We start from the raw sequence: 25,385 nt of genomic DNA, 5'->3' as shown, positions 1-25,385 counted from the left end.
GTTAATACAGGTGGTGGTTCTTTTTTATCACTTAATTTTGCCGGATAAATTGCTGACCTGATTTGAAAGGTTGTCGTTGCTCCGCTTCATGTCATCAAGGCTTCTTTGCAATCGCTCGATCTTACTCTCCTGCTCAGAATTCTTTCTCTCAAGCTGTGAAACCTTCTGAGTTAGCTCATCGACTTTGCGGTTATTGGACTTCATCTTCCTCAGGCTATCCTGCATCTCCTGTAGATCCGACTCCCTGAAATCAGAAGGCTCGATTTCATCTGCATCAGAAATTACCGGGATATATCCTAGATTACCGCTGCTGGGTTTGATACTAACCTGAACTTTATTTAGACCCGCAGAGTGCGCGTAACCTATTGAAGAAAAATAAAAAAAAGAAACAACACACAGACCAGACAGATATTTATTCATTTCTAACGTCCTTTTAAATTTTTCAATCACTTCCAGGAGTCTCCTTCTGGTATCACCCGCTCAGGATAAAACACTTGGCTTAGCCTCAGGCAGTTCATAAACGGGGTTAAAGAGCAGAAGATACTATTCGTTTTTCATTATAATACGCGTTTCCTCTCCCCCAAAATCCAACCGCCACCCGCTCATTTTTTGCCACCTTACATCCGCCGGTATCGAGATAAGCGCGTTAACACGCACCTTATTAACGAACCCGCCCTCGTGGCGGTTTTTTGCTTTTGAATTCCTGACAACTTTAGGGATCGTTCCCACCTGCGCCCAGCAGTTTGTTTTTAAAAATAAACAAACACGCCTCATTAAAGTTCTCCGCCCCTAGCCGTTCCGAGAGCGCCGTCCGTTTGCGATAGAGGCTTTTCACCGATGTATTCAGCTCGCCTGCAATCTCCTCCATTGACATCCCTGCTCTCAGCAACCGCAACATGATCGTTTCATGCGTGCTCAGCCGTAAATTCAGCAGCCACTTCGTGGTCAGGCGACGGCCCTTCATATTGAGCACCAGGTTAAACAGCGAGGCCATATCCGGCGCCGTAAGCGACGTATTCATAAACAGCTTCATACTGAGCAGATTCTCCTCGCGGTGGCGCATATCAAGCATAACGCAGCAGATCGTTTTTCTCGTTCTGGCCGGATGGCGTATCAGGTAATCATATAAACGGAGCGGACAACGACTATCAATCAATACAGAATATTCATCTGCACCGTTATCAAATATGTTTCTGTCAATCGAATCGAGCAGGATAATATCCGGAAAAAATATCTGCATGCCCCTGACAAGGTAGCGATCCTGAGTCACTAACACTATTGAAGTTGCCACTAACCATCCCTTTTAGATTAAAGCAAGAACAATCCTGCGAAAAGAAGACCGCCTTCGTTTTATAGCGCTGTTATATTAACGATAAATGTATTCTGGCTTTGGACATCCCTCAATACACGCATTGATGAGTAAGACTTCCTGTAGACTATCATTCAATGGCTGACATTAATTATAAATAAAAAACAATCGCAGAAAAGTCACTTCTCTAAACATTAAGAATTTTTGTCATGAAACTTCCCAAACATGCACCAGAAAGTACTTTAATTGAGGCAGATATGCGTCATTAAAAATATATACAAAACTGTCACAATAAAAATAAAATCATTATATTTCAATGCATTACAATTAATGACTCAATTCAAAATAAACACAAAAAACTGCTCATTACAGAATTATCTCAAAACTACGCAGCCGCTTTTCAGCATATTTATCCGGCAACATATCAGGTGTACATTACCTCCCATCCAGTCTACTGAGATGAGGATCCATAATTACCTTTAAGTAAGTACCCCGTAACATCACTGCATTCAGATTTAATGTTCTCATTTATGGCCTTTTACGCTGAGCTTAAAGGCGGCCGTGTTATGCAATGGATTCATGAAAAAAAATGGCAAATAGATATGGAAAGATCACTTAGCTTCAGTACATTATTCTTTTATCGCACCCCAACATTATTGTTTCTGTTATTACTCTTTCCTGTTCTGGTTCAGGCTACGGAATCCGTTTATGAGCAACAGATTCAACAGGCGCGTAACGGTAATTACACGTCGTTTCTCGATTATCTTCAGCGTTATCAGCAGCAGCATGCCCTGACGCCTGAATACGTTGCGGACTGGTTACAGGTGGCGGCCTGGGCAGGCCATGATGACGAGGTTATTCAGGTCTGGCAGCGCTACAGCATTTATATGCCGCTGCCCGCCCGCGGCGTTGCGGCTGTCGCACAGGCCAGGCGAAATCAAAAAGCGTGGCAGCCCGCTCTGGCGCTCTGGAAAGAAGCGCGCAGCCTTGCGCCGGATAACGACGATTATCGTATCGGCTATATCAAAACCCTGGCCGATGCCCGTAAAGATACAGTTGCCCTGCAGGAAGCCCGACAGCTGGTGGCGGAGGATCCCTCGCAGGCGCATCTCCAGACGCTGGCGTACGTCTGGCAACGCCAGGAAAAAAGCTGGGATCGGCTTTTAGCCGACACGCGTGCACTGGATATCGCGCCAGAAAATCACGCGCTTCTTCGCGAGCGGGTCGACGCGCTAACGGATAACCGGGTCAATACCCCCGCGCTTCTGCTTTCACAAAAGGTGGCGCTGTCCCCCGCGGAACGTCGTCGTCTTGAGCTGAATGCCGCAGCCGAAAGCGTGCGCCTTGCAGATGTGCCAGGCAGAACAGAAAAAGAGCGCCTGCAGCTTGCGCAATCTGCGCTGAATCGTTACGACGCGCTGCTGTCTCGCTGGCAAGGCGAGCCGCAGGCGGCGGAAGACGTCGTCCTTGCGCGTATCGACCGGCTCGGCGCGCTCTACGCTCATGCCGATTACCCACAGGTCATCAGCGAATATCAGGATCTGACGGCAGCCCGTCATCCGGTACCGGGCTGGGCAATCGGCTGGGTGATCTCCGCATATCTGCAGGAGAAAAACGCTGCCGCCGCCTTCGCGCTTCTGCAACGCTATCCGCAATACGCATCTGACCCGCAGGACGAAGAGCACGCGCTTTTCTACGCCTGGCTGGATACGGGAGAGTATCCATCCGCCCGTCGGTATGCAGAGCGCCAGACCCGCAACGTTCCCTGGACCCGTTACGATTTCGGCTCCCCTACTCCTCAGCCGAACGATCGATGGCTTACCGGCCAGTCGCTCCGTTTTAACTATTTGCTGGCGACGAATGCCCTGCCGGAAGCCGAAAAGCTGGCGCGACGTCTGGCGACAACAGCGCCGGGCAATCAGGGATTGCAGATTGACTACGCCACGCTGCTTCAGGCGCGGGGTCTGCCGCGCGCGGCGGAGCAAACGCTGAAAATGGCGGAGGCGCTGGAGCCCTCGAATCTGGAGCTTGAGCAGCAGCAGGCTTACGTCGCCATGGATCTGCAGGAGTGGCGGCAGATGGATTTACTGGCCGACGACGTCGTCGCCCGCGCGCCGCGCGATCGCAGCGCCAGGCGTCTGGACAGGCTCCGCACCGTCCACCATATGTCCGAGCTGCGCCTTAACGCGAGCAAGGGTTTGCACTCCGATAACCCCGTCAGCGGGACGCACGACCTCAACTGGGACGCCACGCTCTATGGCCCGCCCGTAGCGGATAACTGGCGGCTGTTTGCCGGCACCCGCTATGCAGAGGGTAATTTCGATGAAGGCAAAGGCACTAGCCGCCACCTGTTGGGCGGTATCGAATGGCGGCCACGCGATCTCCAGCTTGAAGCCGAGCTCTCCAGCAACCGCTATCACGGGGCGAACAAGCCGGGCGCTCGCCTCTCAACAACGTACTTTGTCACCGATAACTGGCAGGTCAGCGGCAGCCTTGAGCGCCTGTCGCGCACCACGCCCCTGCGGGCGTTACGCAACGGGATCAGCGCCAACCGGGGAGAAGGTGGCGTGCGCTGGTATCAAAACGAGCGTCGCGAATATCAGTTCAACGCCGCCCTCAGCCGCTTCTCGGACCATAACCGCCGACAGGAATACACCCTCACGGGTAAGGAGCGTCTCTGGCAGACCCCGTCCCTGACGCTGGATCTCGAACCGGGGATCGCTGCCAGCAAAAACAGCCTGCGGGACACCCTCTATTACAACCCGGCGCGGGATCTCTCCGTGACGGCCGCCCTGGCCGTTGACCATGAGATGCTCCGCCATTACGACACCCTCTGGAGCCAGCAGTTCGTGGCGGGAGGCGGCCGCTACTGGCAGAAAAATCAGTCCGCTGGCGCCATCGCCCTGCTGGGTTACGGACAACGCGTTCAGTGGAACAACGTCATGGATACCGGCGTGATGCTGAACTGGGACAAGCGCCCTTACGACGGCAAACGCGAGAGCAACCTCTCCGTCACGTTTGATGCGACTTTACGCTTTTAAGGATGATGATAATGAACACACGTTTTTCCGCGAGCCTGATACTCATCGGCTGGCTCTGCCTCAGCGCGAGCGTCTGCGCGCAGGCATTTTCGTTTATTGCGCCCAAAGATCGGCCGCAGCTGGAGGCGAGCAAACCCTGGCCGCAGAACCAGTTTCTGGTGCTGGCCTACCACGACGTCGAAGACGATGCCGCCGATCAGCGCTACCTCTCCGTGCGCACCAGCGCGCTAAACGAGCAGATAAGCTGGCTGCTGCACAACGGGTATCACGTCATCAGCGTGCAGGACATTCTCGATGCCCATGACGGAAAAAAAACGCTGCCGCCCAAAGCCGTTCTGCTCAGCTTTGACGATGGCTACAGCAGCTTTTACACCCGCGTCTGGCCACTGCTTCAGGCGTGGAACGTTCCTGCGCTGTGGGCGCCGGTGGGCAGCTGGGTGGATACGCCGGAAAATCAAAAAGTTAACTTCGGCGGCCTGATGACGCCCCGCGATCGCTTCGCGACGTGGGACATGGTGCGCGAGCTCAGCCGGTCTCCGCTGATTGAGATCGGATCGCACACCTGGGCCTCGCATTACGGCATCCCGGCTAACCCGCAGGGCAGCCGCGAACCGGCCATCGCCAACCGCTTTTATGATAAAGCGACGGGCCGCTATGAAACCGATCGGCAGTTCAGCCAGCGGATCGGCGATGACGTTCGCAAAGTGACAGACAAAATCACGCAGGTAACGGGCAAGGCGCCGCGCGCCTGGGTCTGGCCCTATGGTGCGGCCAACGGCACGTCGCTTGCCATCGCCAGACAGCAGGGTTATCAGCTGGCCTTTACCCTTGAGGACGGGCTGGGGAACGTGCAGGAGCTGGGCAATATCCCCCGTCTGCTGATCGCCGGCAATCCCTCGCTTAAGGCATTTGCCAGTACGGTCAGCCAGGTTCAGGAGCGCGAACCCGTGCGCGTCATGCACGTCGATCTCGACTACGTTTACGATCCCGATCCGGCCCAGCAGACCCAAAATATCAACAGGCTGATCCAGCGGGTCTACGACATGAAAATCAGCCATGTTTTCCTGCAGGCGTTTGCCGACCCGCAGGGCGACGGCAGGATCAAGGCGCTCTATTTTCCCAACCGCCAGCTGCCGGTCCGGGCCGATCTGTTTAATTTTGTCTCCTGGCAGCTGCAAACCCGCGCGGGCGTGAAAGTCTTCGCGTGGATGCCGGTGCTCTCGTTCGATCTCGATCCTGCACTGCCGCGCGTGCAGCGTCGGGATCGTCAGACCGGCCGGTTAAGCGATGCCACCGAGCCCTATATCCGGCTTTCTCCGAGGAACCCGCAGGTGCGCCAGCAGGTGACGGACATCTATGAAGATCTGGCCCGCTATGCCAGCTTCAACGGGATCTTGTTCCATGACGATGCGGTGCTGACCGACGTGGACGATGGCGGGCAGGACGCCGCTCAGAACACCACGCGTCAGAAAAGCCAGCTGCTGATTGGGTTTACCCACGCCCTGAGCCTGGCGGTGAAGCACATCCGCGGCCCGCAGATAAAAACCGCCCGCAATATGTTCGCCTTACCCATTCTGCAGCCCGAAAGCGAAGCGTGGTTCGCGCAGAATCTTGACGATTTTCTGGCGGAGTATGACTGGACGGTGCCGATGGCCATGCCGCTGATGGAGTCCGTCCCGGCAGACGAAAGTGATGCCTGGCTGGCGCGTCTGGTGAAAGCGGTCGCCACGCGTCCCGGCGCGCTCGATAAAACCATTTTTGAACTGCAGGCCAGGGACTGGGATCGGAAACCGCAGCGCGCCGTTTCCAACAGCCAGCTGGCACAGTGGATGCGCGTGCTCCAGCTGAACGGCGTCAAAAACTACGGTTACTACCCCGATGATTTCATCAACAACCAACCTGATATCTCACGCATCAGGCCTGTATTTTCTTCGTACTGGTACCCTGACAATGACTGATCGCATTATCGCCTTTTCCATTTTATGTCTGGTATTCGGGTTGCCGTTAGGCGTGGCCGCCCTCTTTACCGGCGAGCTGATTCTGGATTTTGTGTTCTTCTGGCCGCTGTTCATGTCCGTGCTCTGGATAACCGGCGGGCTCTATTTCTGGTTTCAGCTTGAACGCCACTGGTCGTGGGATAAAGAGACGCCCGCCCCGACGCTCGCCGGTGAGCCGCTCATCTCCATTCTGATCCCCTGCTTCAACGAGGAACGAAATGCCCGGGAGACGATTAGCGCCGCGCTGGATCAGCGGTATGAAAATATCGAGGTTATCGCCATCAACGACGGCTCGTCTGACAACACCGCTCAGGTGCTGCAGGCGCTGGCGCAGGAGCAGCCGCGCCTGCGGGTGATTAACCTCGCGGAAAACCAGGGAAAAGCGCTGGCGCTCAAAGCCGGGGCAGCGGCGGCCCGGGGCGATCTGCTGGTCTGCATTGACGGCGATGCCCTGCTCGATCGCGATACGGCAGCGTATCTGGTGGCGCCGCTGATTCAGTATCCCCACGTCGGGGCGGTCACCGGGAATCCGCGTATTCGCACGCGCTCCACGCTGATCGGCCGCATTCAGGTGGGCGAGTTCTCTTCGATTATCGGGCTCATCAAGCGGACGCAGCGGATCTATGGCCGGGTCTTTACCGTCTCGGGCGTCATCGCCGCCTTTCGCCGACAGGCGCTGGCGGACGTCGGGTACTGGAGCCCGGACATGATCACCGAAGACATCGACATCAGCTGGAAGCTGCAGCTGCGCCACTGGGATATTTTTTTCGAGCCGCGGGCGCTGTGCTGGATCCTGATGCCGGAAACGCTCAAGGGCCTGTGGAAACAGCGTCTGCGTTGGGCCCAGGGCGGCGCGGAGGTGTTTCTGGTCAACCTTCGCAGGATTGTGCGCTGGGAGCATCACCGCATGTGGCCCCTGTTTCTTGAGTATGCCCTGTCAACGCTGTGGGCCTTCGCCTACGCGATGACGGTGCTGTTATTTATTCTCAGCCATATCGCTCCTGTTCCTGCCAGGCTGACCGTGGAGAGCCTTTTTCCACCAGAGTTTACCGGGCTACTGCTGGGCGTGATGTGCCTCCTGCAGTTCCTCGTCAGTTTGTACATCGAGCGGCGCTATGAACGGAAGGTGGCCAGCTCGCTTTTCTGGGTGATCTGGTTCCCGATGGTGTACTGGATGATCGGCCTGTTCACCACCCTTGTCGCATTTCCAAAAGTCATGCTTAAACGCCAGCGTGCCCGCGCGCGCTGGATCAGTCCAGACCGGGGAAAAGGACGCATTTAATGAACGAAAATACCTTAATTCTGACCGAACATCGGCTGTTGCCACGTCTTTTCGATGCCGCGTTAACGCTGGTGGCGTGGGGAGGCTTTATTTTTTTCCTGTATGCCCGGCTCTGGATGCAGCTCACCGAGGAGAGCGACTACCGCTGGGGCGTCATTATTGCGTCTTTTAATACGGTGTTGCTCTACCTGCTGTTTGCCGCGCTCAACGGCTGGCTGCTGATTTTGTGGTATCAGTACAATCGCCGTCGGGCCCACGTGAGGCGGCGTCAGCCGGGCTATTTTCATCAGGAGGAGCTGGCCCGCAGCTTTAATGTCTCACCGCAGATCATCTCCGAGATGAGCCAGTACAACCTGCTGACGGTCTATCATGACCAGATTGGCCGCATCATCGATCTGAAGATCAACGGGCAGGAAGAGGAAGAACAGTAACAAAAAGCCCCCGCAGGATGCCCTGCGGGGGCTTTTTTATTGCGGGTAAGAGCTACTTATCTTTAACCACGATCAGCGGCTCAATATCGCTCTCTTTCTTCACCACCAGCGAGTCATCGCCGCGCAGACAGGTCCCGCCGTAGTTCCCGCCCACGGTAAAGGTACAGACCTGAATGTACTTACCGTCGACGTTTGGCAGGCACCACAGCTGCTGGTAGATGTTTTTACGGTCGACAAACTTGCCGCTGGATTTATCCAGCAGTTCGTCCTGGGCGCTAATCAGGTCGATATTGCTGCCGCAGCGTCCGGCAATCGGCTTGGCGGCGTATCCGGTCTGCTTCAGCAGATCGTTGACCTCAAAATCGGTGTCGAGCAGGTAACGGTGATTCGGGAACAGTTGCCACAGCACCGGAAGAATCGCCTTGTTGCCGGGAATGACGGTCCACAGCGGTTCAAAGACCAGCACCTCCGGGCGCAGCAGGACGTCAATCAGGCGCACTTCGCCTTCAGGATGTCCAGTGCGGATCGGCACGGCGGCATATTCGGTTTCGCTGACCTCACGGATCTGCTCAATCGCCGTCTCCCACGCCCAGGTTTTCCACACGCAGTTGACGTGGCGCCCCTCGTCGTCAATCAGCTGTCCGGCGGCATCCCAGCTGAGCGCCCCCAGCCCGTGCAGGATTTTGGTCTCGAACCCGGCCTGCATCAGCGAACGCTGGATAAAGAGCGCGTGATAGTCCTCTTCGACATCGTTGTCCTGCATGATGTGGACGAATGGCCGGGCGTGGCTGTGCTTCCAGGCGCCGGTCAGTTCTTCCAGCAGGCCTTCTGCCGGGTTATGCCCGTTGCCGCGATAGCCGTTTTTCACCCACTCTTCGAGAATCAGCCCGCCCTCGGTATGGCAGGAGGCGGAGTCGGCGTTGTACTCGTAGACCTTGATCCCGCGCTCATCCATGCAGAAATCCATACGACCGGTGATCATATGGTGACGACGCCACTGCCAGGAGAGGCGCAGGCGCGGCCAGAGGATTTTCGGGATGTCGAAAAGCGCCAGCAGGCTGTCGTCTTTCAGCACCTTGTCCGTGGCGTGCAGATACATTAAATGCAGTTCGTTGGTGGCCTTGATCAGCTCCTGCTCGGCGCTTTCGGTAATGGTGAAGTACTGGCAGGGATCTTTGTTGATCACGTGACCGTTGGCGCGAATATACGCCTGCTGCAGCGCGTCATTTTCGTTGAGCCACTTGCCGTCGAACTGACGTTTGTTTTTCAGCCGCGCGCCGCTGATTTTCAGCAGTTCGCCGTCGATTTCCGGCTGGGGAATGCTGTGTTCCGTATCGTCGGTCTGGATCATCCAGCCGAGGATCTCCGTGTCGTTGAAAGTGTCATGGATCGTATAACACCCGTTCTCCACGCTCAGACGCAGCTCGCGCGTCCACTGCTGCCCGAGCGGCAGCGGAGAGTGAATCACGTTCTGCTCGGCGATACGCACCTTATCGTCCAGAAGCTGGGTGATCACCGCCACGTGGCCGGTTTCGTGAAACTCGCCGCCCTTTTGCCAGATCAGCAGTGCCCCGGCCCGCGGCGCGCGTTTTGAGCCATTGGCAAAAGCCTGAAGGGGCAGGATGTTATCGTTCACCACCTGACGCAAAAAGCGCAGGGAGAAGATTTCCCACGCCATGCCGACGTCGGTAAACACGAAGCCATAGTTGAGAAACAGGAAACGGCGGGCAAACTCAACGCACTGCCACTTGTGGCCCATGTATTCGTTGCCGATGTAGCTGCGAAAATCCGCGTCTTCCGGATAGTTTCGCGGGTCCAGACTGCCGTAATTTGAAGAGTAAATCGCCACGCCACCGGGCGCATAGCCTAACAATGTCCCGAATGGCGCATCACTGCTTAACGTTCCTTTACGCATGTATCCAACCTAAAACAGGCAGGCGGCAATTTTTATAGGTTGTCGTCGTCTGCACGTTGTAATTAACCTGACAGAGGAGCGTTTATCATACACCTGCGTGGTAAATAATTCGCCTTACCCGGCCGACAAAACACAAAACCCTGTAGGTCGGGTAAGCGAAGCGCCACCCGACACGTTTAAGGCTCACATCTTAAACAACCAGCATGCCGCAATATGCCCTGGCGCGATCTCCTGTATCGCTGGCTCCTGTGTCTGGCAAACCGGCATGCTATGCGGGCAGCGGCTGCAGAACTTACAGCCCGGCAGCGCGGACGTAGGGCCGGGCATTTCGCCGCGCAGGGTTGCGTCTTCGAGGTTGCGAATGCGCGGGTCGGGCTGGGGAACCGCCGCCAGCAGCGCGCGGGTATAAGGGTGCGCCGGACGCTGATACAGTTCATTCGCCGGGGCCACCTCCACCAGCTTACCGAGATACATCACCCCAATGCGGCTGGAGATATGACGCACCATCGAAAGATCGTGGGCGATGAACAGATAGGTCAGCCCCAGCTCCTGCTGCAGATCCTGTAGAATATTCACCACCTGCGCCTGCACCGAGACGTCCAGCGCCGAGAGCGGCTCATCGCACAGCACAAATTCAGGGCGTACGGACAACGCGCGGGCAATACTGATGCGCTGGCGCTGCCCGCCGCTGAACTCATGCGGGAACCGCTCAAGGTGCTCCTGCTTAAGCCCGACTTTGTAGAGCAGCGTTTCCGTTCGTTCGCGCTGTTCTTCACGGCTGTAGCCGTGGATCTGCATCGGCTCGGCCACCAGCTGTCGTACCGTCATGCCGGGGTTAAGCGAGGAGTAAGGGTCCTGGAAAATCGCCTGCATCCGCTTACGCAGCGGCTTGAGCTCTTTTTCGCGGGCGTGGGCGATCGCCTGTCCGGCAAAGTGGATTTCGCCCGCGGTGATATCGAAGAGGCGCAGGATGGCGCGCCCGAGGGTGGATTTCCCGCAGCCGGACTCCCCCACCAGGCCAAACGTCTCGCCGGGCTGGATATCAAAGCTCACGCCATCAACCGCCTTCACGGCCGTGCCTTTACGCAGCAAACCGCCGTTAAGCGGATAGTGTTTGCGCAGATCGCGCACGCTCACTAATGGCACCTGTTGTTCACTCATGCCTGAATCTCCTTATCGGCCCATAGCCAGCAGGCGGCGCGATGGCCCTCTCCCATGGCGTAAAAAGCGGGCTGCCGTTCACACTGGGGCATGCGTTTCGGGCAGCGTTCGGCGAAAGGGCAGCCCGGCGGCGGGTTAAGCAGGCCAGGCGGCGCGCCTTCAATGGGCGATAAACGTTGATTAACCTCATCCGGGCGCGGCAGCGAGGCCAGCAGCCCCTGGGTGTAAGGATGCGCAGGGCGATAAAAAATGTCTTCCACGCTCCCCTCTTCCATTACCAGCCCGCCGTACATCACCACCACGCGGCTGCAGACCTGCGCCACCACGCCGAGATCGTGGGTGATCAGCAGAATCGCGGTTTGGGTCTGCTGTTGCAGGCTTTTCAGCAGACGCAGGATCTGCGCCTGAATGGTGACGTCCAGCGCGGTGGTCGGCTCATCGGCAATAAGCAGCTTCGGGTTGCAGGAGAGCGCAATGGCGATCATCACCCGCTGGCGCATCCCGCCGCTAAACTCGTGGGGATACTGGTCGTATCGGCGTTCCGCCTCGGCAATCCCCACCTGTTCCAGCATGGCGATCGCCGCCGCTTTGGCCGCTTTTTTGGTCAGCCCTTTATTGCGCATCAGGATCTCCGCCATCTGTTTGCCGATGGTCAGCACCGGGTTCAGGGCGGTCATCGGATCCTGGAAAATCATCGCGATCTCGTTGCCGCGAATAGCGCGCATCTGCGCAGGGGTTTTCTGCGCCAGATCGTCATTCTGGAAGCGAATGCTGCCGCCGGTTATCCGTCCGTTGTTCCCCAGAAGCTGAATGATCGACTTACAGGTAACGCTTTTCCCGCAGCCCGACTCGCCAACAATGCCGACAAGTTCGCCCGGCTGCACCTGAAAGCTCACGCCGCGCACCGCGTGAACCTCGCCCTCGCGGGTGCGGAAGGTGGTTTGCAGGTTCTCAAGCGCTAACAGGTTACTCATCGCGATTCGCTCCTGGCTCAAAGGCGGTACGGAACACATCGCCCAGCACGTTAAAGCTGAACACCGTCAGCAGGATCAGAATGCCGGGGAACATCGCCAGCCACGACGCTTCGCCAATATACGACTGAGCGTTGTTGAGCATGCTTCCCCACGACGCCGCCGGCGCCTGCACGCCAAGCCCAAGGAAGCTGAGCGTCGACTCCATCAGAATGGCCGAGGCGATATTGAGCGTGGCGGCGACGATAATGGTCGGCAGCACGCCGGGAATAATGTGGCGCACGATAATGCGCAGCGGGTTTTCACCCGACGCGCGGGCATAAAGCACATACTCGCGCTCTTTCACCGATAAGGTTTCTGCGCGCACCAGCCGCGACATGTTCATCCACGTCAGCAGGCTGATGATCAGAATGATGTTATCCACGCCCGGCTTGAGGTACGCATTAACCACCAGCAGCAGGAAGAAGGCCGGAATGGCCATCAGGATATCCACGGCGCGCATCATAAGGTTATCCAGCCAGCCGCCAAAATAGCCGCTTACCGTTCCCACCACCGTACCGATAAGCGTGGAAAAGAGCATGGCGAGAAAACCGACCATCAGGGAGATCTGGCCGCCATACAGCGCGCGGGTAAAGTAGTCGCGTCCATACTCGTCGGTGCCGAACCAGTGTGCGGCATCCGGCGGTAGCGTGCGTGCGCCGAGCGCCATCCGATCCGGATCGTACGGACTTAGCCCCGCACAGAGCGCGGCGACAACGAAAATAAAAAGCACAAACAGGGAGAACTGCGCCGGACGATTGCGGCGCAGCTGGTGACGAACCTGCTGCCAGCGTCTGCTCATCCGGGTTACCTCAGCGTACGAATGCGGGGATCGGCGAAGCGATAAAGCAGATCGGCGATCAGGTTACCGACGATCAGCATCATCGACGAGAGCATGATGATCGCCATGATCAGCGGATAGTCCAGCGAGGCGATCGACTGGATCCCAAGCAGCCCCATCCCCGGCCACGAGAAGACGCTTTCCGTCACATAGGCCCCCACAATCAGCTCACCAAACGACAGGCCGAACAGGGTGATCACCGGCAGCAGCACGTTTTTCAGCACGTGGCGGAACAGAATGCTGGAACGCGTGGCGCCGTAAGCCAGCTGGGTCTGCACGTAGTCGGCCGAGAGTTGCGAGATGGTGTTGGAGCGGATGTAGCGCACATAGCTTGAGAGGTTGTAGAACGTGAGGGCAATACACGGCAGCACGCCGTGACGCAGCACGTCCAGCGCATGATCTTCCATGCCGATGGTGCGCATCCCCATGCTGGGGAACCAGTTAAGCTGCACGGCAAAGACCGTAATGAGCAAGATGCCGAACCAGAAAATCGGCACCGAGATGCCGATATAGGCAAACAGATTAAGCACGTGATCCAGCCAGCGGTGCTTAAATGCCCCCGCCAGCAGGCCGAGCGGGATGGCCAGCACGATCGCCAGTAGCAGCGACGCGCCCATCAGCCCCAGCGTGGCCGGAATGCGTTCGCCGATCATCTCCAGCACCGGGCGGTGGTAGATCAGCGAATAGCCGAGATCGCCCTGCAGGACGTTTTTCAGCCACAGGACGTACTGCGTGACCAGGGGCTTATCCAGCCCCAGGCTCTGGCGGATACGTTCGATATCTTCCGGAGCCATACGCGGCGTAATGTACGCCGCCACCGGATCGCCGGGCGCGAGTTTGACCAGCAAAAACGCCACCAGTGAAATAAAGAACAGCATCGGCAGCAGCTGCAGCAGCCGACGCGTGAGAAGTGTGTTCACGACATGCCCTTACCAAGGCCCCGACCCGACGGTCGGGGCAATCGCTTATTTCTGATAGATTTTTGACAGATCCTGGAACAGATAGACCGGTTTCGGCTCCGCTTCCTCGGTACCGCCAAAACGCTTGTCCACCGCGACGGTCGCATTGGTATAGGCGATCGGGTAGTACGTCATGTCGTTCGCCACCGTTTGCTGAATTTGCTTGTAGATATCAGCCCGTTTCGCGGCGTCAGTTTCCACGGCGCCTTTATCCCACAGGGCATCAAACTGCGGATTTTTGTAATGCGCGTAGTTATAGGCTTCGTTGCTCATGAACAGCGATTTGTAGCCGTCCGGCTCGGAGCCCATGATGTAGCCGCCCAGGTTCAGCTCCCACGCGGTGTTGTTCATATCGAGGCTGCGCTGGGACATGGCGTTGGAATCCAGCGGCATCAGCTCCACGCTCACCCCAATGCCCTTTAGCGCCTGCTGAATATAGAGCGCCATGCTCTCCTGGGTTTTGTTGGTGTTCACATACGCCAGGCGCAGCTTGAGGTTGTCCGGCGCGCCGGATGCTTTAAGCTGCTCTTTGGCCTTTTGCAGATCGAATGTGTACTGTTCAACGTCATCCGTTTTGTAAAGCGTATCGGGCGTCAGGAACGAGGTCGCCGGTTTGGCGTAGTCCAGCGAGGTAAAGGCGGTCTGGGTCAGCTCGTCTTTGTTGATGGCGTAAGCAATGGCCTGACGGAGTTCTTTGCTCTTCATCACCGGCACGTTCTGGTTGAACGTCATATAGGCCAGGCGGCCTTCCGGATAGACCACGAAGTCAAACTTACCGGTATTTTTCAGGCGGTTCACATCCTGCGGGTCAACCATCTTGAGGTTGATTTCCCCGTTTTGCAGCGCCAGGTTGGCGGCGTTACTGTCTTTGGCGAAACGGTAGGTGACCGAATCAAGCTTCGCTTTGCCGTTCCAGTAATCGTCAAAACGGGTCAGGGCGTAATATTGTCCGGCGCGGTACTCTTTAAATTTGAACGGCCCGGAGCCGACCGGTGCATCGTTTTTGCTGCTCTTTTCCAGGTCGCCTTCGCTGGCGAACACGTGCTGCGGGATCGGGTAGATCTGTACCAGCGTGCCGGTAAAGGCCGCGCTGACCTGCGGTAAGGTAAACTTAACGGTGCGGTCGTCAACCTTGCTTACCTGTACCGGCTTATTGCCGTAGGTGAACATGCTGCGGAAGAAGCTGTGCTGTTTGGCATCCAGCAGCTTATTGAACGTAAAGACCACGTCGTCCGCCGTCAGCGGCTGTCCGTCCTGCCATTTCAGGTTGGGTTTTAACGTCAGGGTGTAGCTCAGGTTGTCGGCGGAGGGCGTCAGGCTTTCCGCCAGGCCCCACTCAATCTTACCGTTGTTGAAGCTATAGAGCGGGGCATAGAGCGCCTGCATGATGGTTAACGTGGTACGGTCGCTGGCATAGAGCGGATTCACGGCTAACGGATCGCCGGAGGTAATACCGATAATCAGCGAACCGCCCGCTTTTGGCGCGTCGCTTTTTGCCGCAGGGGGCGTATTGGTCTCTTTATTTTTCGCATCATCACAGCCCGCCAGGCCTAACGCGATCGAAACGACCACTGCCGATAACAGAAGCTTGCGCATCTCACTAACTCCTTGCCTTATAAAGTGTTTATGACTGCATCTTTTATTTATGTTGAAGCATCATATGCAGCTTTATCCATTAACGCATTAGTTATGAAAATGCGATTTTCGATTAAGCTTATGCCGGATTTGATATATATAAGCAGCAGAAGGAATAGCGGTTAATTGCTTGCGCTCACAACGTTAAACGGTTCACAAATCTCCTGCTACACTGCCTCAACACATCACAAAAAAGGCAGGCCAACATGTCAGACAACACCTATCAGCCCCCCAAAGTGTGGGAATGGAAAAAGAACAACGGCGGCGCGTTCGCCAACATCAACCGCCCCATTTCCGGCGCGACCCATGAGAAAGATCTTCCTGTCGGTTCGCACCCGCTGCAGCTTTACTCGCTCGGCACACCGAACGGCCAGAAAGTGACGATCATGCTCGAAGAGCTGCTGGCGCTGGGCGTGACGGGCGCGGAGTACGACGCGTGGTTGATCCGCATCGGCGAGGGCGATCAGTTCTCCAGCGGCTTCGTTGAGGTGAACCCGAACTCGAAAATCCCGGCGCTGCGTGACCACTCCACGAACCCACCAACGCGCGTATTTGAATCCGGCAATATCCTGCTCTACCTGGCAGAGAAATTCGGCCACTTCCTGCCGAAAGATCCCGCGGGACGCACCGAGACGCTGAACTGGCTGTTCTGGCTGCAGGGCGCGGCGCCGTTCCTCGGCGGCGGTTTTGGCCACTTCTACAACTATGCGCCGGTGAAAATTGAGTACGCGATTGACCGCTTCACCATGGAAGCCAAACGCCTGTTCGACGTGCTGGATAAACAGCTGGCGCGCGGTCGCTACGTGGCGGGTGAGGAGTACACCATCGCGGATATCGCCATCTGGCCATGGTTCGGCTGCGTGGCGCTGGGCAGCGTGTACAACGCCGCCGAGTTCCTGGATGCAGAGAAGTACACCAACGTGCAGCGCTGGGCGAAAGACGTGGCGAATCGCCATGCCGTTAAGCGCGGACGCATCGTTAACCGCACCAGCGGCGAGCTGAACGAGCAGCTCCACGAACGCCACGCGGCGAGCGACTTCGAGACGAATACGGAAGATAAGCGTCAGGCGTGACGACTAGCCGGGCGGATCCCCGCCCGGCAACAGAGATCCTTGCTCAGGGCATGATTGGCCTAAAGGTTGAGCCGGTATTGCTGGCACTATCTGTGCGTTTTTCTCACCTCAGAGTGAGAAGTGACGTATCAACCGACAGCAGTCACAAAGGATCTGTTATGAAACTGATTAAAACAACGCTGGTTATCAGCGCCCTCATTTTTTCCACCTCGGGAATGGCCATCGATAAAACCGCCGCTGGCGCGGTAGCAGGCGCTGCCATTGGCGCGGCCACGGGCAAAGATCTGAAATCGACCGTTGGCGGTGCCGTTGTTGGCGCAGGCACGGGGGCTATGTTCAAAAACGGCGACAAAGGTAAAGCCGCGCGTAAAGGCGGCGCCGTAGGGGCTGCCGTGGGCGCAGGTGCCGCGGCGGTTACCGGCAAGAGCGTGCTGAAAGGTGCAGCCGTTGGCGCGGGCACGGGCGCGCTGATTGGTGAAGCGACGCACTGATAAACTTCGCCGGGCGTCGCAGCGCGTGCCCGGCCTCATGGCTGTTCAGTAATAACCCCGCACCCAGTCTCGCATTTTTGCGAGCCGCTTTCCGAAATAGCATTTCCCCTCTGTCGCAGCGATGTTAACAATTGCCAGTCGTAGCCTGAAGATTACAATGCATTTGCTTATCGTAAACTACAGGCTACAATAATGGCTAAGGTTAAACACTACATCACAGCTGACGGGTATGACCCTTTTGATGCATATCTAAGAAGTGTGAAAGATCCCATAGCAAAAGCCATGATTGCCACGCGTGTCGCCAGAATGTCAACGGGTAACTATGGTGATTGTAAACCATGCAGAGAGAGCGTTTCAGAGCTCAGAATTAACCAGGGGCCGGGTTACCGTGTCTATTTCAGCGAAGTCTCCGATCCGGCAGATGGCGCAGTGAGTCTGGTGCTACTGACTGGAACGAAAAAAAAGCAAAGTGCAGATATTGAAAGAGCCGTTGAGTACCTCAACGACTACAAGCGCAGGATATAAAAGGAAATCGCAATGGCTAAATCAGTACTCCATGATGACGCAATGGTACAACTCCTGAAAGATTCTCCGGATTTCGCGCCCGTATATCTTCATCAGGCTTTCATTGAAATTGACGAGCCCGGAGGCTATGAGGCATTCATGCTGGCTTTACGGCATGTTATAGAAGCCTCCGGCGGGATGACTGTCATTGCAAAACGCGCAGGCATTTCTCGCGAATCACTCTACAAATCACTATCACCAAACGGTAATCCCTCATTTAAGCGTATCGCCGAAGTGGCATCTGCAACGGGATACCCAATATCCCGAATTGCAACAGCAGGATTAAACACAACAGCGTGAGAGCCACTCCAAAATAGGCCGGATGTGCGACCCGGGCAATGCATCAATGGTGATCGTCATACTGATGCTCAATCACCATCCCTTCCGCCACGCTCGCCACATGGCGTGCACGCGGATGATAGACCGGTGCAGGGGCGGCATACGTTGTTTGTGCAGGTGCAGGCGCAACGCTTACCGCCTCAGGAACCGTAGCTGACTGCGGAACAATCACGACCTTATACCCGGTAGGAACATCGACCGTGACGCTCTGGGCCATCGCTGTATTGACCACGGCAAAACCTGCCAGGGCAGTAAATAAAATAATACGGTTTTTCATAAATTGAATTATTTCCGGTATCAAGAAGATAATTCATTATGTCGACTGAATCTTAAGACAATATTAATTTTCATGTTCTGGAATGTGCAGAAAATGCCAAATACATTGTTACAAGCAAATAATTAAATATTTAAAAAATATTGACTTACGTTTTTTAAAAAGGCGGCAAGAAATACGCTTGCATGCCGCCTCACCTGTTATGTTAATACTTAATATCCCGCGCTTTTTGCCGTCCGGCCTGTTTCATCTGACGCTTGTCCTGGCGGCAGTCGTGATTACTCTGGTTATTGTTCGCCACGCAGGTCTGCTTCACCTGCCGTGACGCATCGCGGGTTTCCTGCCTGACATCACGCGCTACGCGCCGTTCTTGCGCCTGCTGGGTCGCACTGGCGGAAACCGAGAAAAGCGTCAGAAAAATGAGAGAAAGGACAGGGATAAAAGATAACGATCTGTTCATAGCAACACCTCGTAGAAGAGAGCCCAGAACGTCAGGGGTTAGCAAAAGAATAGCAGTTTCAGCGCCGCTGAATGAGGAAGGCGTTAATAATATAAGGCCGCACAAGGCGGCCTTATCACGTTGCGTTATGCCGTCAGGCGGAACTTCTGCACCGAGCGCTGAAGATCTTCGGTCTGACGCTCCAGCGCCGCCGCCGCCGCGGAAACCTCCTCCACCAGCGAGGCGTTTTGCTGGGTAACACCGTCCATCTGGGTAATGGCAATTCCGACCTGCGAAATGCCCTTACTCTGCTCCTCTGAGGCCGAGGCAATTTGCTTCATAATGGTCGTCACTTCCGTCACGTCCCGCAAAATCGCATCCATGGTGGTGCCGGTATCGCCCACCAGCTTCGCCCCCTGCTCGACGCGGGACACGGAGTCAGTAATCAGCCCTTCAATCTCTTTTGCCGCATTGGCGCTGCGGCTTGCGAGGTTGCGAACTTCGCCTGCGACGACGGCAAAGCCTCGGCCCTGTTCACCCGCGCGCGCGGCTTCAACCGCCGCGTTGAGTGCCAGAATATTGGTCTGGAAGGCAATGCTGTTAATGACGTTGGTGATTTCAGCAATTTTCTTCGAGCTTTCCGAAATACCGCTCATGGTGGTCACCACCTCTTCCACCAGCGAGCCACCGCGGCTGGCGGTGGTTGAGGCTACATCGGCCAGCTGGCTTGCCTGGCGCGCGCTCTCCGCGTTCAGCTTCACCGTGGCGGTCAGCTGCTCCATGCTGGCAGCCGTCTCTTCCAGCGCCGCCGCCTGCTCTTCGGTACGGGAGGAGAGATCGTTGTTACCGCTGGAAATCTCCGTCGCGCCGCGCCAGATATTTTCACTGCCGGAGCGGATCGTGCTGACCGCTTCGCGCAGGCTGTCCTGCATGGCGCTCAGCAGCGGCACCAGTTGGCCCACGCAGTTGCGGCCGAACGGCTCGATGGGCTGGCTGAGATCACCCTGGGCAATCTGGCGGAACTGCTGGCGAATGCGATCCAGCGGTTTAACCAGCATCGCCACCAGGTAACGGTCGGTGAAGAGCAGGATCAGCAGGCCGACGATCGTGGCGATGATAATCACCGTGCGGGTCATGCTGGTCAGGCCGTCCACCACCACGCGGGTACTGTCGAGCGACTTCGCGGCAGCATTGTTAAACTCTTCAGCCGCCGCACCGAACGCGCGGCTCAGCGGTGGGGTGACGTTGTTGGCCTGCTGACGATAGCCGTCCAGCGCGCCCAGTTTCGCCTGCTGCATTTGCGGCGTCACGCCCTGTTCGAGCAGCGCCTGCCAGGCACCGATCACCCGTGAAGAGACCTGCTCATCCATTGGGCCTGGAGAAATGGCTTTCATCTCAGCCAGCTTCTTGCCCATGTTATCCAGCGCCTGCTGGGCAGAGGCCAGATCCGGCGTGCCGCCTGCGGCTTTGACTTCCATTGCGCGGCTCAGACGGGTCACAAAGCGGAAATACTGATCGTTGCCCTGGCTGAGCACCGTCATCTGCTTGACCAGCTGGCGGTCCACCTCGTTGCCATCAGAAACGCGAGACAGGGACCAGGTGCTGTACAAGCCAACACCCGCCCACATTACACAAAAGATCCCGAGAATCGTCAGCATGACGAAACGGATCGTGAAATTACGGAGCATATTCATAAGTCTTCCTTGCCGTGAGGGTGAGTTCGCCCAGAGGCGAGTACTTCTCTCGTTATCGGCAGGAAAGAGGGAAATTATAACGTTTTGTGATCATTTTTAATTAGCGTGGCTTCACTGGTCGCACAGCCGCCGTTAACCATTATCTTCGCGCTTTGTGATGTGATAAGTTCAGAATGAAAACGACGTTTCAAAAAATTATCGATAAGAAAAGGAGACATCATGTCCTGGTACCCTGCCCCTGACCGCTACGAGAATATGCAGTACCGCCACTGTGGCAAGAGTGGCCTGCGCCTGCCCGCGCTGTCGCTGGGACTGTGGCACAGCTTCGGCCATGTCCAGCCTCTTGAAGCCCAGCGGGCGCTGCTGCGCAAAGCCTTCGACCTCGGCATCACCCATTTCGATCTGGCCAATAACTACGGACCTCCGGCGGGTAGCGCGGAAGAGAATTTCGGCCGCCTGCTGCGGGAAGACTTTGCCGCGTACCGCGACGAGCTGGTGATTTCCACCAAGGCCGGTTACGACATGTGGCCGGGGCCATATGGTTCGGGCGGGTCACGCAAATATCTGCTCGCCAGCCTCGATCAGAGCCTGAAGCGCCTGGGCGTCGAATACGTGGATATTTTCTATTCCCACCGCGTGGATGAAAACACGCCGATGGAAGAGACAGCCTCTGCGCTGGCACAGGCGGTGCAGAGTGGGAAAGCGCTGTATGTGGGCATTTCCTCCTACTCAACCGGGCGCACGCAAAAAATGGCCGAGCTGCTGCGCGAGTGGAAGATCCCCCTGCTGATCCACCAGCCGTCCTATAACCTGCTCAATCGCTGGGTCGATAAGACCGGTTTGCTGGATGCGCTGGCAGCAAACGGGACCGGGTGTATCGCCTTTACCCCGCTGGCGCAGGGGCTGCTGACCGGAAAATACCTGAACGGTATTCCTGAAGATTCTCGCATGCAGCGTGAAGGCAAGAAAGTCCGCGGTCTGAACGAAAAAATGCTGACCGAAGCCAACCTGAACAGCCTGCGTTTGCTGAGTGAGATGGCGCAGGCGCGGGGTCAGACCATGGCGCAGATGGCGTTGAGCTGGTTGCTGAAAGACGCGCGCGTGACGTCAGTGTTGATTGGCGCAAGCCGCCCGGAACAGATTGAGGAGAACGTTCGGGCGCTGGATAACCTGCACTTTACTGAGGATGAACTCAAGCGGATTGACCAGCATGTCGCGGATGGAGAGTTGAATCTGTGGCAGGCGTCGTCGGATAAATAAGGCCGCACAGAGCAGTCCCCTCTCCCTTTTGGGGAGAGGGTTAGAGTGATGGGTAAGGTGTACTTTACTTCTTACTGATCTTATCCAGATACCCCATCACAAACGCAGACAGCACAAACGTCAGATGGATAATGACATACCACATCAGTTTGTTATCCGGCACGTTCTTCGCGTCCATAAACACGCGTAACAGATGGATAGAAGAGATCGCCACAATCGACGCGGCCACTTTATTCTTCAGTGACGAAGCATCCATTTTGCCCAACCAGCTGAGCTTCTCTTTACGCTCGTCGATATCCAGCTGGGAGACAAAATTCTCGTAGCCGGAAAACATCACCATCACCAGCAGTCCGCCCACCAGGGTCATATCCACCAGCGACAGCAGAACCAGAATCAAATCCGCCTCGGCAATAGAAAAAATGTTCGGCAGAACGTGCAGGATTTCCTGAAAGAACTTAATCGTCAGCGCGATAAGCGCCAGCGAAAGGCCAAAATAGACGGGGGCCAGTATCCAGCGAGAGGCGTACATGGCGTTTTCAAAAAAGCGTTCCATAAAGTCCTGTTTGCAAAAGAAACCAGCGCCCAGTATATCCCAATGGCGCTGACTGTTTGCAATAACTCACCAGTCTGGTGACTCAGACGTTGTCGGGGTTAACTTCCGGACGGGCATACTCCGGCCAGACCAGCACCACCAGCTCCGGGTAGGCTTCCAGGCTGAACTCACGAAAACACTGACGCAAATTTAATACGTCCAGATCGGAATAAGAGACCTTCTCGCCGTTAAGGCAGCGTTTTTTGATATTGTCATAATATTTATACACGGCTGAATTCAGGTCGCTACAGCGACGCTGTGCCTCAAACAGTCCTGGCGTGTCATTAATTTCCGACATTTTCATGCGTTTAATTGTCGCGTGTAAAAAGTCGATATATTCATGGTTCACCCGCCAGTACCAGACAGGTGTAACGGAGTTCATCAATACAGAGAAATGGTCTTCTCCTTCCTCTTTTGTCATGAGTTCCGGTTGCGGCGGTTCACTGGCGTCTTTCGACACTTTCGTTTTATTGAACTCCTGCATCAATAAAAGCACACCAGCGGTCAGTAATAGTAATGTGATGACCGTAAAAAAGATGCTGTTCATGGGTAGGCTCCATTTTTTTTGATTTTAAATTTGCCTCATGATATTGTCAACGAATCTCACGCCTTTACCAACCCCACCCTGTTGAAATTAAAGGAAATTAAAAATGCTGCCCGACTATCTCGTCCCGGCTAAGTACCACATTACGCCTGTGGAACAGCAACCGACGGAAGCAGAAAAAGAGGTCAGTTTCACTCAGGGGAAAAGAAAGCTCTCTGATTTCGAGCCTGATATATTAATTGGTGTTTCCCGCACCGGCAAATCCCGTAATATGTTGCTGGAAGAGCACGATCGCCATATTAAAGACCGCTTATTTCGCGCCATAAAAATTGAAGCCTTCGTCCACCTGCTGAACGATCTGCAGGCCGAAGGAGAAATAGATGCCCAGAAACTAAGTCAAATATTGGCCGAAAAAACCAAAGAAATTAACGAAGCGGGCAATGAAATTTGGCTTAACTTAATTACGCGTGAAAAAAACAACCCAATTTTTTATAGCCTGGGGGAGGATTAACGTGAAGGAAGTTAAAAACAACGACGTTTATTTGACTTTAGATGATAAGAAAAGTGATGAATTTATCTTAAAGCAAAATCTCGATGCGCTGCGAAACACAAAAAATGACGAGATGACGCGTATTACCCAGGACCTGGTATCGATCCCGGCAACGCTGGTGCGGCTGAAATGGCAGAATCGCCGTGAAATTTATCCGCTACAGGTCAAAGAAGAAATTTACGGTGCCGTGATGAACGCCATCATGGAACAGCGGCCAGAGCTGAAAGAGAAGCTTCTGGGTCGCCTCGAGGCCAATTACCAGTATCTGCTTGCCAGAGAAATCGCCACTCTGCGCCTGACGCGCAAACTGTCAGACGGTGAGTACCGCACCTCAAACGTCACCTGCGTTGCGCTTGATGAGGACGCGCTGGCGTCTGGCGCCAGCGCCCCTTCCGAACCGCAACGCTAATTAAATCTGAATACGGCAATCGCCTCTTTTAACTGCCCCGTCTGCTGCCGCTGCGCTTCAGCCACCTGCAGCGTTTGCGCTACGTGACGCACGTTCTCCTGCACGCTGGCATCGATGCTGGCAATACTGTCGTTCATCTGCGCAATGCTCGCCCGCTGCTGCTCGCTCATCTGCGACAGCTCCTCCAGAAGCGAGCGGAGCCCTTCAATGCTCTCAATGATCGACTTCATTGTCATACCGGCCTGCTCAACCTGCTCGACGCCCTGCAGCGTGGTTGCCTGCGATGCGGTCAGCAGCTGGCGAATGTCTTTTGCAGCCCCCTCGCTGCGCTGGGCCAGCACGCGCACTTCCGAGGCAACTACCGCGAAGCCTTTGCCATGTTCCCCCGCTCTGGCAGCCTCGACCGAGGCGTTGAGCGACAGGATATTGGTCTGGAACGCAATCCCGTCGATCAGCTCCAGAATGGCGTAAATGCGCTGCGACTCCTCGCGAATGTGCTCCATCGCCGCAATCGCCTGCCGTACGTTATGGCCTCCCTGCTCCGCCACGTTACTGGTACTGAATGCCACCTCCCGAACCTGGCGGGCTTTTTCACTGGTCAGGGTGGCGACAGCCCTCAGTTGTTCCATCGCACTGGCCGCCGTCGCCAGCGAACTTGCCTGGTGATCGGTACGTTCCGACAGCGCGCTGTTGCGTTGCCCTAACGCGCGGGATGCCTCCAGCAGTTGCCCAATATTGGCGCTGACCTGCTCAAGCGTGGCGCGCATGGTGCCCAGCGTCAGGCTGAACGTACGGGCAAAGGGAGACTCTGCGGGTGCCGCATCGACGGCCAGCGTGAGGTACCCCGGTTCGCGGTTGATCACCCCCGCCAGCCTTGCCACCTCGCTCGCCGAGCGGGCGTCCTGCTCCATACGAATCGCCAGCAGAACCAGGATCGCGGTCTGGACCACCACAAACAGCCCGTGGAAAACCACCATATGAAAGCCGGTGTGCATGAACACCACGACGCCGTACAGGTCGTTTTCCTGCAGATAGTTGAACACCAGGTGATGTAATGCGATGACCGCCGCCCCCATCACCAGCGGGCGCCAGTCTCGCCAGGCAAGGAGCGCGGAAAGCAGGACGAAAACCGAGAAATGGTATTCGGTTTCACCTTCGCCCAGATGAATCAGCAGCGCGGAAAATGCCATTAGCACAAACGCAGAGCTCAGGCGGAGTAACAGCGCGCCGGGGAACACCATCGTCAGCAGCGTCGATAAACAGGCCAGAGAGGTGCCAACAATCGCCCCCTGCATGATGTTTTCGTTGATATAGCCCACGCCCAGCGAGATGGCCCACAGCGACCAGATGAGCACCAGTATTAGCCTGTCGGCGCGTCGTCGAATGGCAGAAAGCGAAAACAGATCGTTTTGAGGCGCGTGCGGATACAGCCATGTCATCGTAGCCATAGGGAGTCTCTTGCTGTGCAGGTGAAAAGATCCTTCGAAGAAGGACTGTTTTTATTATCTTTTTTTAAGCGTAGTGGGGATATTCCACGACGCCATTTCAGCAAAAGATATATTTTAATGGCGCAGC

Annotated in this window: 25 protein-coding genes; 11 read left to right on the top strand and 14 right to left on the bottom strand. The window is 55.9% G+C overall.

Translation table 11 applies throughout. The features are described 5' to 3' along the window. Positions 1-27: 27 nt before the first annotated feature. Together BFG58_RS13930 and BFG58_RS13925 are read right to left on the bottom strand one after the other, a co-directional pair. The gene (locus tag BFG58_RS13930; RefSeq protein WP_235830444.1) at positions 28-450 is read right to left on the bottom strand and encodes a hypothetical protein; all 423 of its coding nucleotides are present in this window, start codon (positions 448-450) and stop codon (positions 28-30) included. Between the two features lie 262 nt (positions 451-712). Continuing rightward, positions 713-1,240, bottom strand: a complete 528-nt coding sequence (locus tag BFG58_RS13925; RefSeq protein WP_074180415.1) for a LuxR C-terminal-related transcriptional regulator — start codon at positions 1,238-1,240, stop codon at positions 713-715. Positions 1,241-1,911: 671 nt separating this feature from the next. On the opposite strand from BFG58_RS13925, the gene pgaA reads away from it, so the two are divergent. Genes pgaA through pgaD form a run of 4 tightly spaced genes read left to right on the top strand, consistent with a single transcriptional unit; the run spans position 1,912 to position 8,060 of the window. Next, positions 1,912-4,350 carry a poly-beta-1,6 N-acetyl-D-glucosamine export porin PgaA gene (gene pgaA / locus BFG58_RS13920; RefSeq protein ID WP_063622591.1) on the top strand — a complete coding sequence of 813 codons (2,439 nt, stop codon included), beginning with the start codon at positions 1,912-1,914 and terminating at the stop codon, positions 4,348-4,350. Between the two features lie 2 nt (positions 4,351-4,352). Then, positions 4,353-6,308, top strand: coding sequence for a poly-beta-1,6-N-acetyl-D-glucosamine N-deacetylase PgaB (pgaB, locus tag BFG58_RS13915; protein WP_162270767.1), 1,956 nt, complete (start codon positions 4,353-4,355; stop codon positions 6,306-6,308). Then, on the top strand, positions 6,301-7,629 hold the full coding sequence (pgaC, locus tag BFG58_RS13910) for a poly-beta-1,6-N-acetyl-D-glucosamine synthase (protein WP_048224868.1): 1,329 nt from the start codon (positions 6,301-6,303) through the stop codon (positions 7,627-7,629). Before pgaB ends, pgaC begins: the two co-directional genes overlap by 8 nt. Beyond that, positions 7,629-8,060 (top strand): poly-beta-1,6-N-acetyl-D-glucosamine biosynthesis protein PgaD, encoded by a 432-nt coding sequence (gene pgaD / locus BFG58_RS13905; RefSeq protein WP_063622429.1) that lies wholly within the window; start codon positions 7,629-7,631, stop codon positions 8,058-8,060. The genes pgaC and pgaD overlap by 1 nt, the downstream gene beginning before the upstream one ends. A 52-nt stretch (positions 8,061-8,112) precedes the next feature. Here the strand turns inward: pgaD and gss are convergent, their stop codons facing one another. From gss to BFG58_RS13875, 6 genes are all read right to left on the bottom strand, one after another. After that, positions 8,113-9,975, bottom strand: coding sequence for a bifunctional glutathionylspermidine amidase/synthase (gene gss, locus BFG58_RS13900; protein ID WP_063622430.1), 1,863 nt, complete (start codon positions 9,973-9,975; stop codon positions 8,113-8,115). Positions 9,976-10,158: 183 nt separating this feature from the next. Further along, complete coding sequence (locus BFG58_RS13895) at positions 10,159-11,136, bottom strand: ABC transporter ATP-binding protein (RefSeq protein ID WP_069719971.1); 978 nt, start codon at positions 11,134-11,136, stop codon at positions 10,159-10,161. Next, complete coding sequence (locus tag BFG58_RS13890) at positions 11,133-12,110, bottom strand: ABC transporter ATP-binding protein (RefSeq protein ID WP_031275156.1); 978 nt, start codon at positions 12,108-12,110, stop codon at positions 11,133-11,135. The genes BFG58_RS13895 and BFG58_RS13890 overlap by 4 nt, the downstream gene beginning before the upstream one ends. Further along, entirely contained in the window at positions 12,103-12,948 is an 846-nt protein-coding gene (locus tag BFG58_RS13885; protein ID WP_021242100.1) for an ABC transporter permease, read from the bottom strand. Before BFG58_RS13885 ends, BFG58_RS13890 begins: the two co-directional genes overlap by 8 nt. Positions 12,949-12,953: 5 nt before the next feature. Further along, positions 12,954-13,907 carry an ABC transporter permease gene (locus BFG58_RS13880; protein ID WP_083261485.1) on the bottom strand — a complete coding sequence of 318 codons (954 nt, stop codon included), beginning with the start codon at positions 13,905-13,907 and terminating at the stop codon, positions 12,954-12,956. Between the two features lie 45 nt (positions 13,908-13,952). Then, on the bottom strand, positions 13,953-15,542 hold the full coding sequence (locus tag BFG58_RS13875; RefSeq protein WP_069719970.1) for an ABC transporter substrate-binding protein: 1,590 nt from the start codon (positions 15,540-15,542) through the stop codon (positions 13,953-13,955). 245 nt (positions 15,543-15,787) lie between these two features. Between BFG58_RS13875 and yghU the strand changes: the two genes are divergently transcribed. The 4 genes from yghU to BFG58_RS13855 all read left to right on the top strand — a co-directional run bounded on the left by yghU (position 15,788) and on the right by BFG58_RS13855 (position 18,009). After that, positions 15,788-16,654: a glutathione-dependent disulfide-bond oxidoreductase gene (gene yghU, locus BFG58_RS13870; protein WP_008499796.1), complete on the top strand. Its 867-nt coding sequence runs from the start codon at positions 15,788-15,790 to the stop codon at positions 16,652-16,654. Positions 16,655-16,812: 158 nt separating this feature from the next. Continuing rightward, positions 16,813-17,145, top strand: coding sequence for a glycine zipper domain-containing protein (locus BFG58_RS13865; protein ID WP_008499797.1), 333 nt, complete (start codon positions 16,813-16,815; stop codon positions 17,143-17,145). A gap of 192 nt (positions 17,146-17,337) precedes the next feature. Further along, positions 17,338-17,670, top strand: coding sequence for a type II toxin-antitoxin system RelE/ParE family toxin (locus tag BFG58_RS13860; protein WP_008499798.1), 333 nt, complete (start codon positions 17,338-17,340; stop codon positions 17,668-17,670). 12 nt (positions 17,671-17,682) lie between these two features. After that, positions 17,683-18,009, top strand: a complete 327-nt coding sequence (locus tag BFG58_RS13855) for a DNA-binding protein (protein ID WP_008499799.1) — start codon at positions 17,683-17,685, stop codon at positions 18,007-18,009. 43 nt (positions 18,010-18,052) lie between these two features. Here BFG58_RS13855 and BFG58_RS13850 read toward each other — a convergent pair whose 3' ends face one another. From BFG58_RS13850 to BFG58_RS13840, 3 genes are all read right to left on the bottom strand, one after another. After that, entirely contained in the window at positions 18,053-18,325 is a 273-nt protein-coding gene (locus BFG58_RS13850; RefSeq protein WP_063622434.1) for a hypothetical protein, read from the bottom strand. Between the two features lie 202 nt (positions 18,326-18,527). Next, a complete protein-coding gene (locus tag BFG58_RS13845; RefSeq protein ID WP_048029030.1) occupies positions 18,528-18,782 on the bottom strand; it encodes a hypothetical protein in 255 nt (84 codons plus the stop codon). A gap of 125 nt (positions 18,783-18,907) precedes the next feature. After that, positions 18,908-20,455, bottom strand: a complete 1,548-nt coding sequence (locus tag BFG58_RS13840) for a methyl-accepting chemotaxis protein (RefSeq protein WP_069719969.1) — start codon at positions 20,453-20,455, stop codon at positions 18,908-18,910. Between the two features lie 219 nt (positions 20,456-20,674). On the opposite strand from BFG58_RS13840, the gene BFG58_RS13835 reads away from it, so the two are divergent. Next, positions 20,675-21,715, top strand: a complete 1,041-nt coding sequence (locus BFG58_RS13835) for an aldo/keto reductase (protein WP_048224895.1) — start codon at positions 20,675-20,677, stop codon at positions 21,713-21,715. Between the two features lie 64 nt (positions 21,716-21,779). Here BFG58_RS13835 and BFG58_RS13830 read toward each other — a convergent pair whose 3' ends face one another. Both BFG58_RS13830 and BFG58_RS13825 read right to left on the bottom strand, forming a co-directional pair. Further along, positions 21,780-22,268 (bottom strand): TIGR00645 family protein, encoded by a 489-nt coding sequence (locus BFG58_RS13830; protein WP_008499805.1) that lies wholly within the window; start codon positions 22,266-22,268, stop codon positions 21,780-21,782. Between the two features lie 82 nt (positions 22,269-22,350). Further along, positions 22,351-22,854, bottom strand: a complete 504-nt coding sequence (locus BFG58_RS13825; RefSeq protein WP_045909961.1) for an ESA_00282 family adhesion-associated protein — start codon at positions 22,852-22,854, stop codon at positions 22,351-22,353. Between the two features lie 103 nt (positions 22,855-22,957). On the opposite strand from BFG58_RS13825, the gene BFG58_RS13820 reads away from it, so the two are divergent. Beyond that, on the top strand, positions 22,958-23,362 hold the full coding sequence (locus tag BFG58_RS13820; RefSeq protein ID WP_008499807.1) for a hypothetical protein: 405 nt from the start codon (positions 22,958-22,960) through the stop codon (positions 23,360-23,362). Between the two features lies 1 nt (position 23,363). After that, entirely contained in the window at positions 23,364-23,810 is a 447-nt protein-coding gene (locus BFG58_RS13815) for a hypothetical protein (RefSeq protein ID WP_045909962.1), read from the top strand. Here the strand turns inward: BFG58_RS13815 and BFG58_RS13810 are convergent. After that, entirely contained in the window at positions 23,807-25,258 is a 1,452-nt protein-coding gene (locus BFG58_RS13810) for a methyl-accepting chemotaxis protein (protein ID WP_069719968.1), read from the bottom strand. The genes BFG58_RS13815 and BFG58_RS13810 overlap by 4 nt on opposite strands. Positions 25,259-25,385: the final 127 nt, after the last annotated feature.

Origin of the sequence: Enterobacter sp. ku-bf2 (assembly GCF_001742765.1) — a bacterium.
GTDB lineage: Bacteria > Pseudomonadota > Gammaproteobacteria > Enterobacterales > Enterobacteriaceae > Enterobacter > Enterobacter quasiroggenkampii.
The sequence above is the reverse complement of the archived record's forward strand: the minus strand, read 5'-3'. Positions and strand labels throughout refer to the sequence as shown.

Coding starts and splice junctions, on each gene's coding strand:
- BFG58_RS13840 (WP_069719969.1), bottom strand. CDS start 20,455: ATGAATATGCTCCGTAATTTCACGATCCGTTTCGTCATGCTGACGATT.
- gss (WP_063622430.1), bottom strand. CDS start 9,975: ATGCGTAAAGGAACGTTAAGCAGTGATGCGCCATTCGGGACATTGTTA.
- pgaD (WP_063622429.1), top strand. CDS start 7,629: ATGAACGAAAATACCTTAATTCTGACCGAACATCGGCTGTTGCCACGT.
- pgaC (WP_048224868.1), top strand. CDS start 6,301: ATGACTGATCGCATTATCGCCTTTTCCATTTTATGTCTGGTATTCGGG.
- BFG58_RS13830 (WP_008499805.1), bottom strand. CDS start 22,268: ATGGAACGCTTTTTTGAAAACGCCATGTACGCCTCTCGCTGGATACTG.
- BFG58_RS13820 (WP_008499807.1), top strand. CDS start 22,958: ATGCTGCCCGACTATCTCGTCCCGGCTAAGTACCACATTACGCCTGTG.
- yghU (WP_008499796.1), top strand. CDS start 15,788: ATGTCAGACAACACCTATCAGCCCCCCAAAGTGTGGGAATGGAAAAAG.
- BFG58_RS13885 (WP_021242100.1), bottom strand. CDS start 12,948: ATGAGCAGACGCTGGCAGCAGGTTCGTCACCAGCTGCGCCGCAATCGT.
- BFG58_RS13810 (WP_069719968.1), bottom strand. CDS start 25,258: ATGGCTACGATGACATGGCTGTATCCGCACGCGCCTCAAAACGATCTG.
- BFG58_RS13855 (WP_008499799.1), top strand. CDS start 17,683: ATGGCTAAATCAGTACTCCATGATGACGCAATGGTACAACTCCTGAAA.
- pgaB (WP_162270767.1), top strand. CDS start 4,353: ATGATGATAATGAACACACGTTTTTCCGCGAGCCTGATACTCATCGGC.
- BFG58_RS13860 (WP_008499798.1), top strand. CDS start 17,338: ATGGCTAAGGTTAAACACTACATCACAGCTGACGGGTATGACCCTTTT.
- BFG58_RS13845 (WP_048029030.1), bottom strand. CDS start 18,782: ATGAACAGATCGTTATCTTTTATCCCTGTCCTTTCTCTCATTTTTCTG.
- BFG58_RS13895 (WP_069719971.1), bottom strand. CDS start 11,136: ATGAGTGAACAACAGGTGCCATTAGTGAGCGTGCGCGATCTGCGCAAA.
- BFG58_RS13875 (WP_069719970.1), bottom strand. CDS start 15,542: ATGCGCAAGCTTCTGTTATCGGCAGTGGTCGTTTCGATCGCGTTAGGC.
- BFG58_RS13865 (WP_008499797.1), top strand. CDS start 16,813: ATGAAACTGATTAAAACAACGCTGGTTATCAGCGCCCTCATTTTTTCC.
- BFG58_RS13835 (WP_048224895.1), top strand. CDS start 20,675: ATGTCCTGGTACCCTGCCCCTGACCGCTACGAGAATATGCAGTACCGC.
- BFG58_RS13890 (WP_031275156.1), bottom strand. CDS start 12,110: ATGAGTAACCTGTTAGCGCTTGAGAACCTGCAAACCACCTTCCGCACC.
- BFG58_RS13825 (WP_045909961.1), bottom strand. CDS start 22,854: ATGAACAGCATCTTTTTTACGGTCATCACATTACTATTACTGACCGCT.
- BFG58_RS13850 (WP_063622434.1), bottom strand. CDS start 18,325: ATGAAAAACCGTATTATTTTATTTACTGCCCTGGCAGGTTTTGCCGTG.
- pgaA (WP_063622591.1), top strand. CDS start 1,912: ATGGAAAGATCACTTAGCTTCAGTACATTATTCTTTTATCGCACCCCA.
- BFG58_RS13925 (WP_074180415.1), bottom strand. CDS start 1,240: ATGCAGATATTTTTTCCGGATATTATCCTGCTCGATTCGATTGACAGA.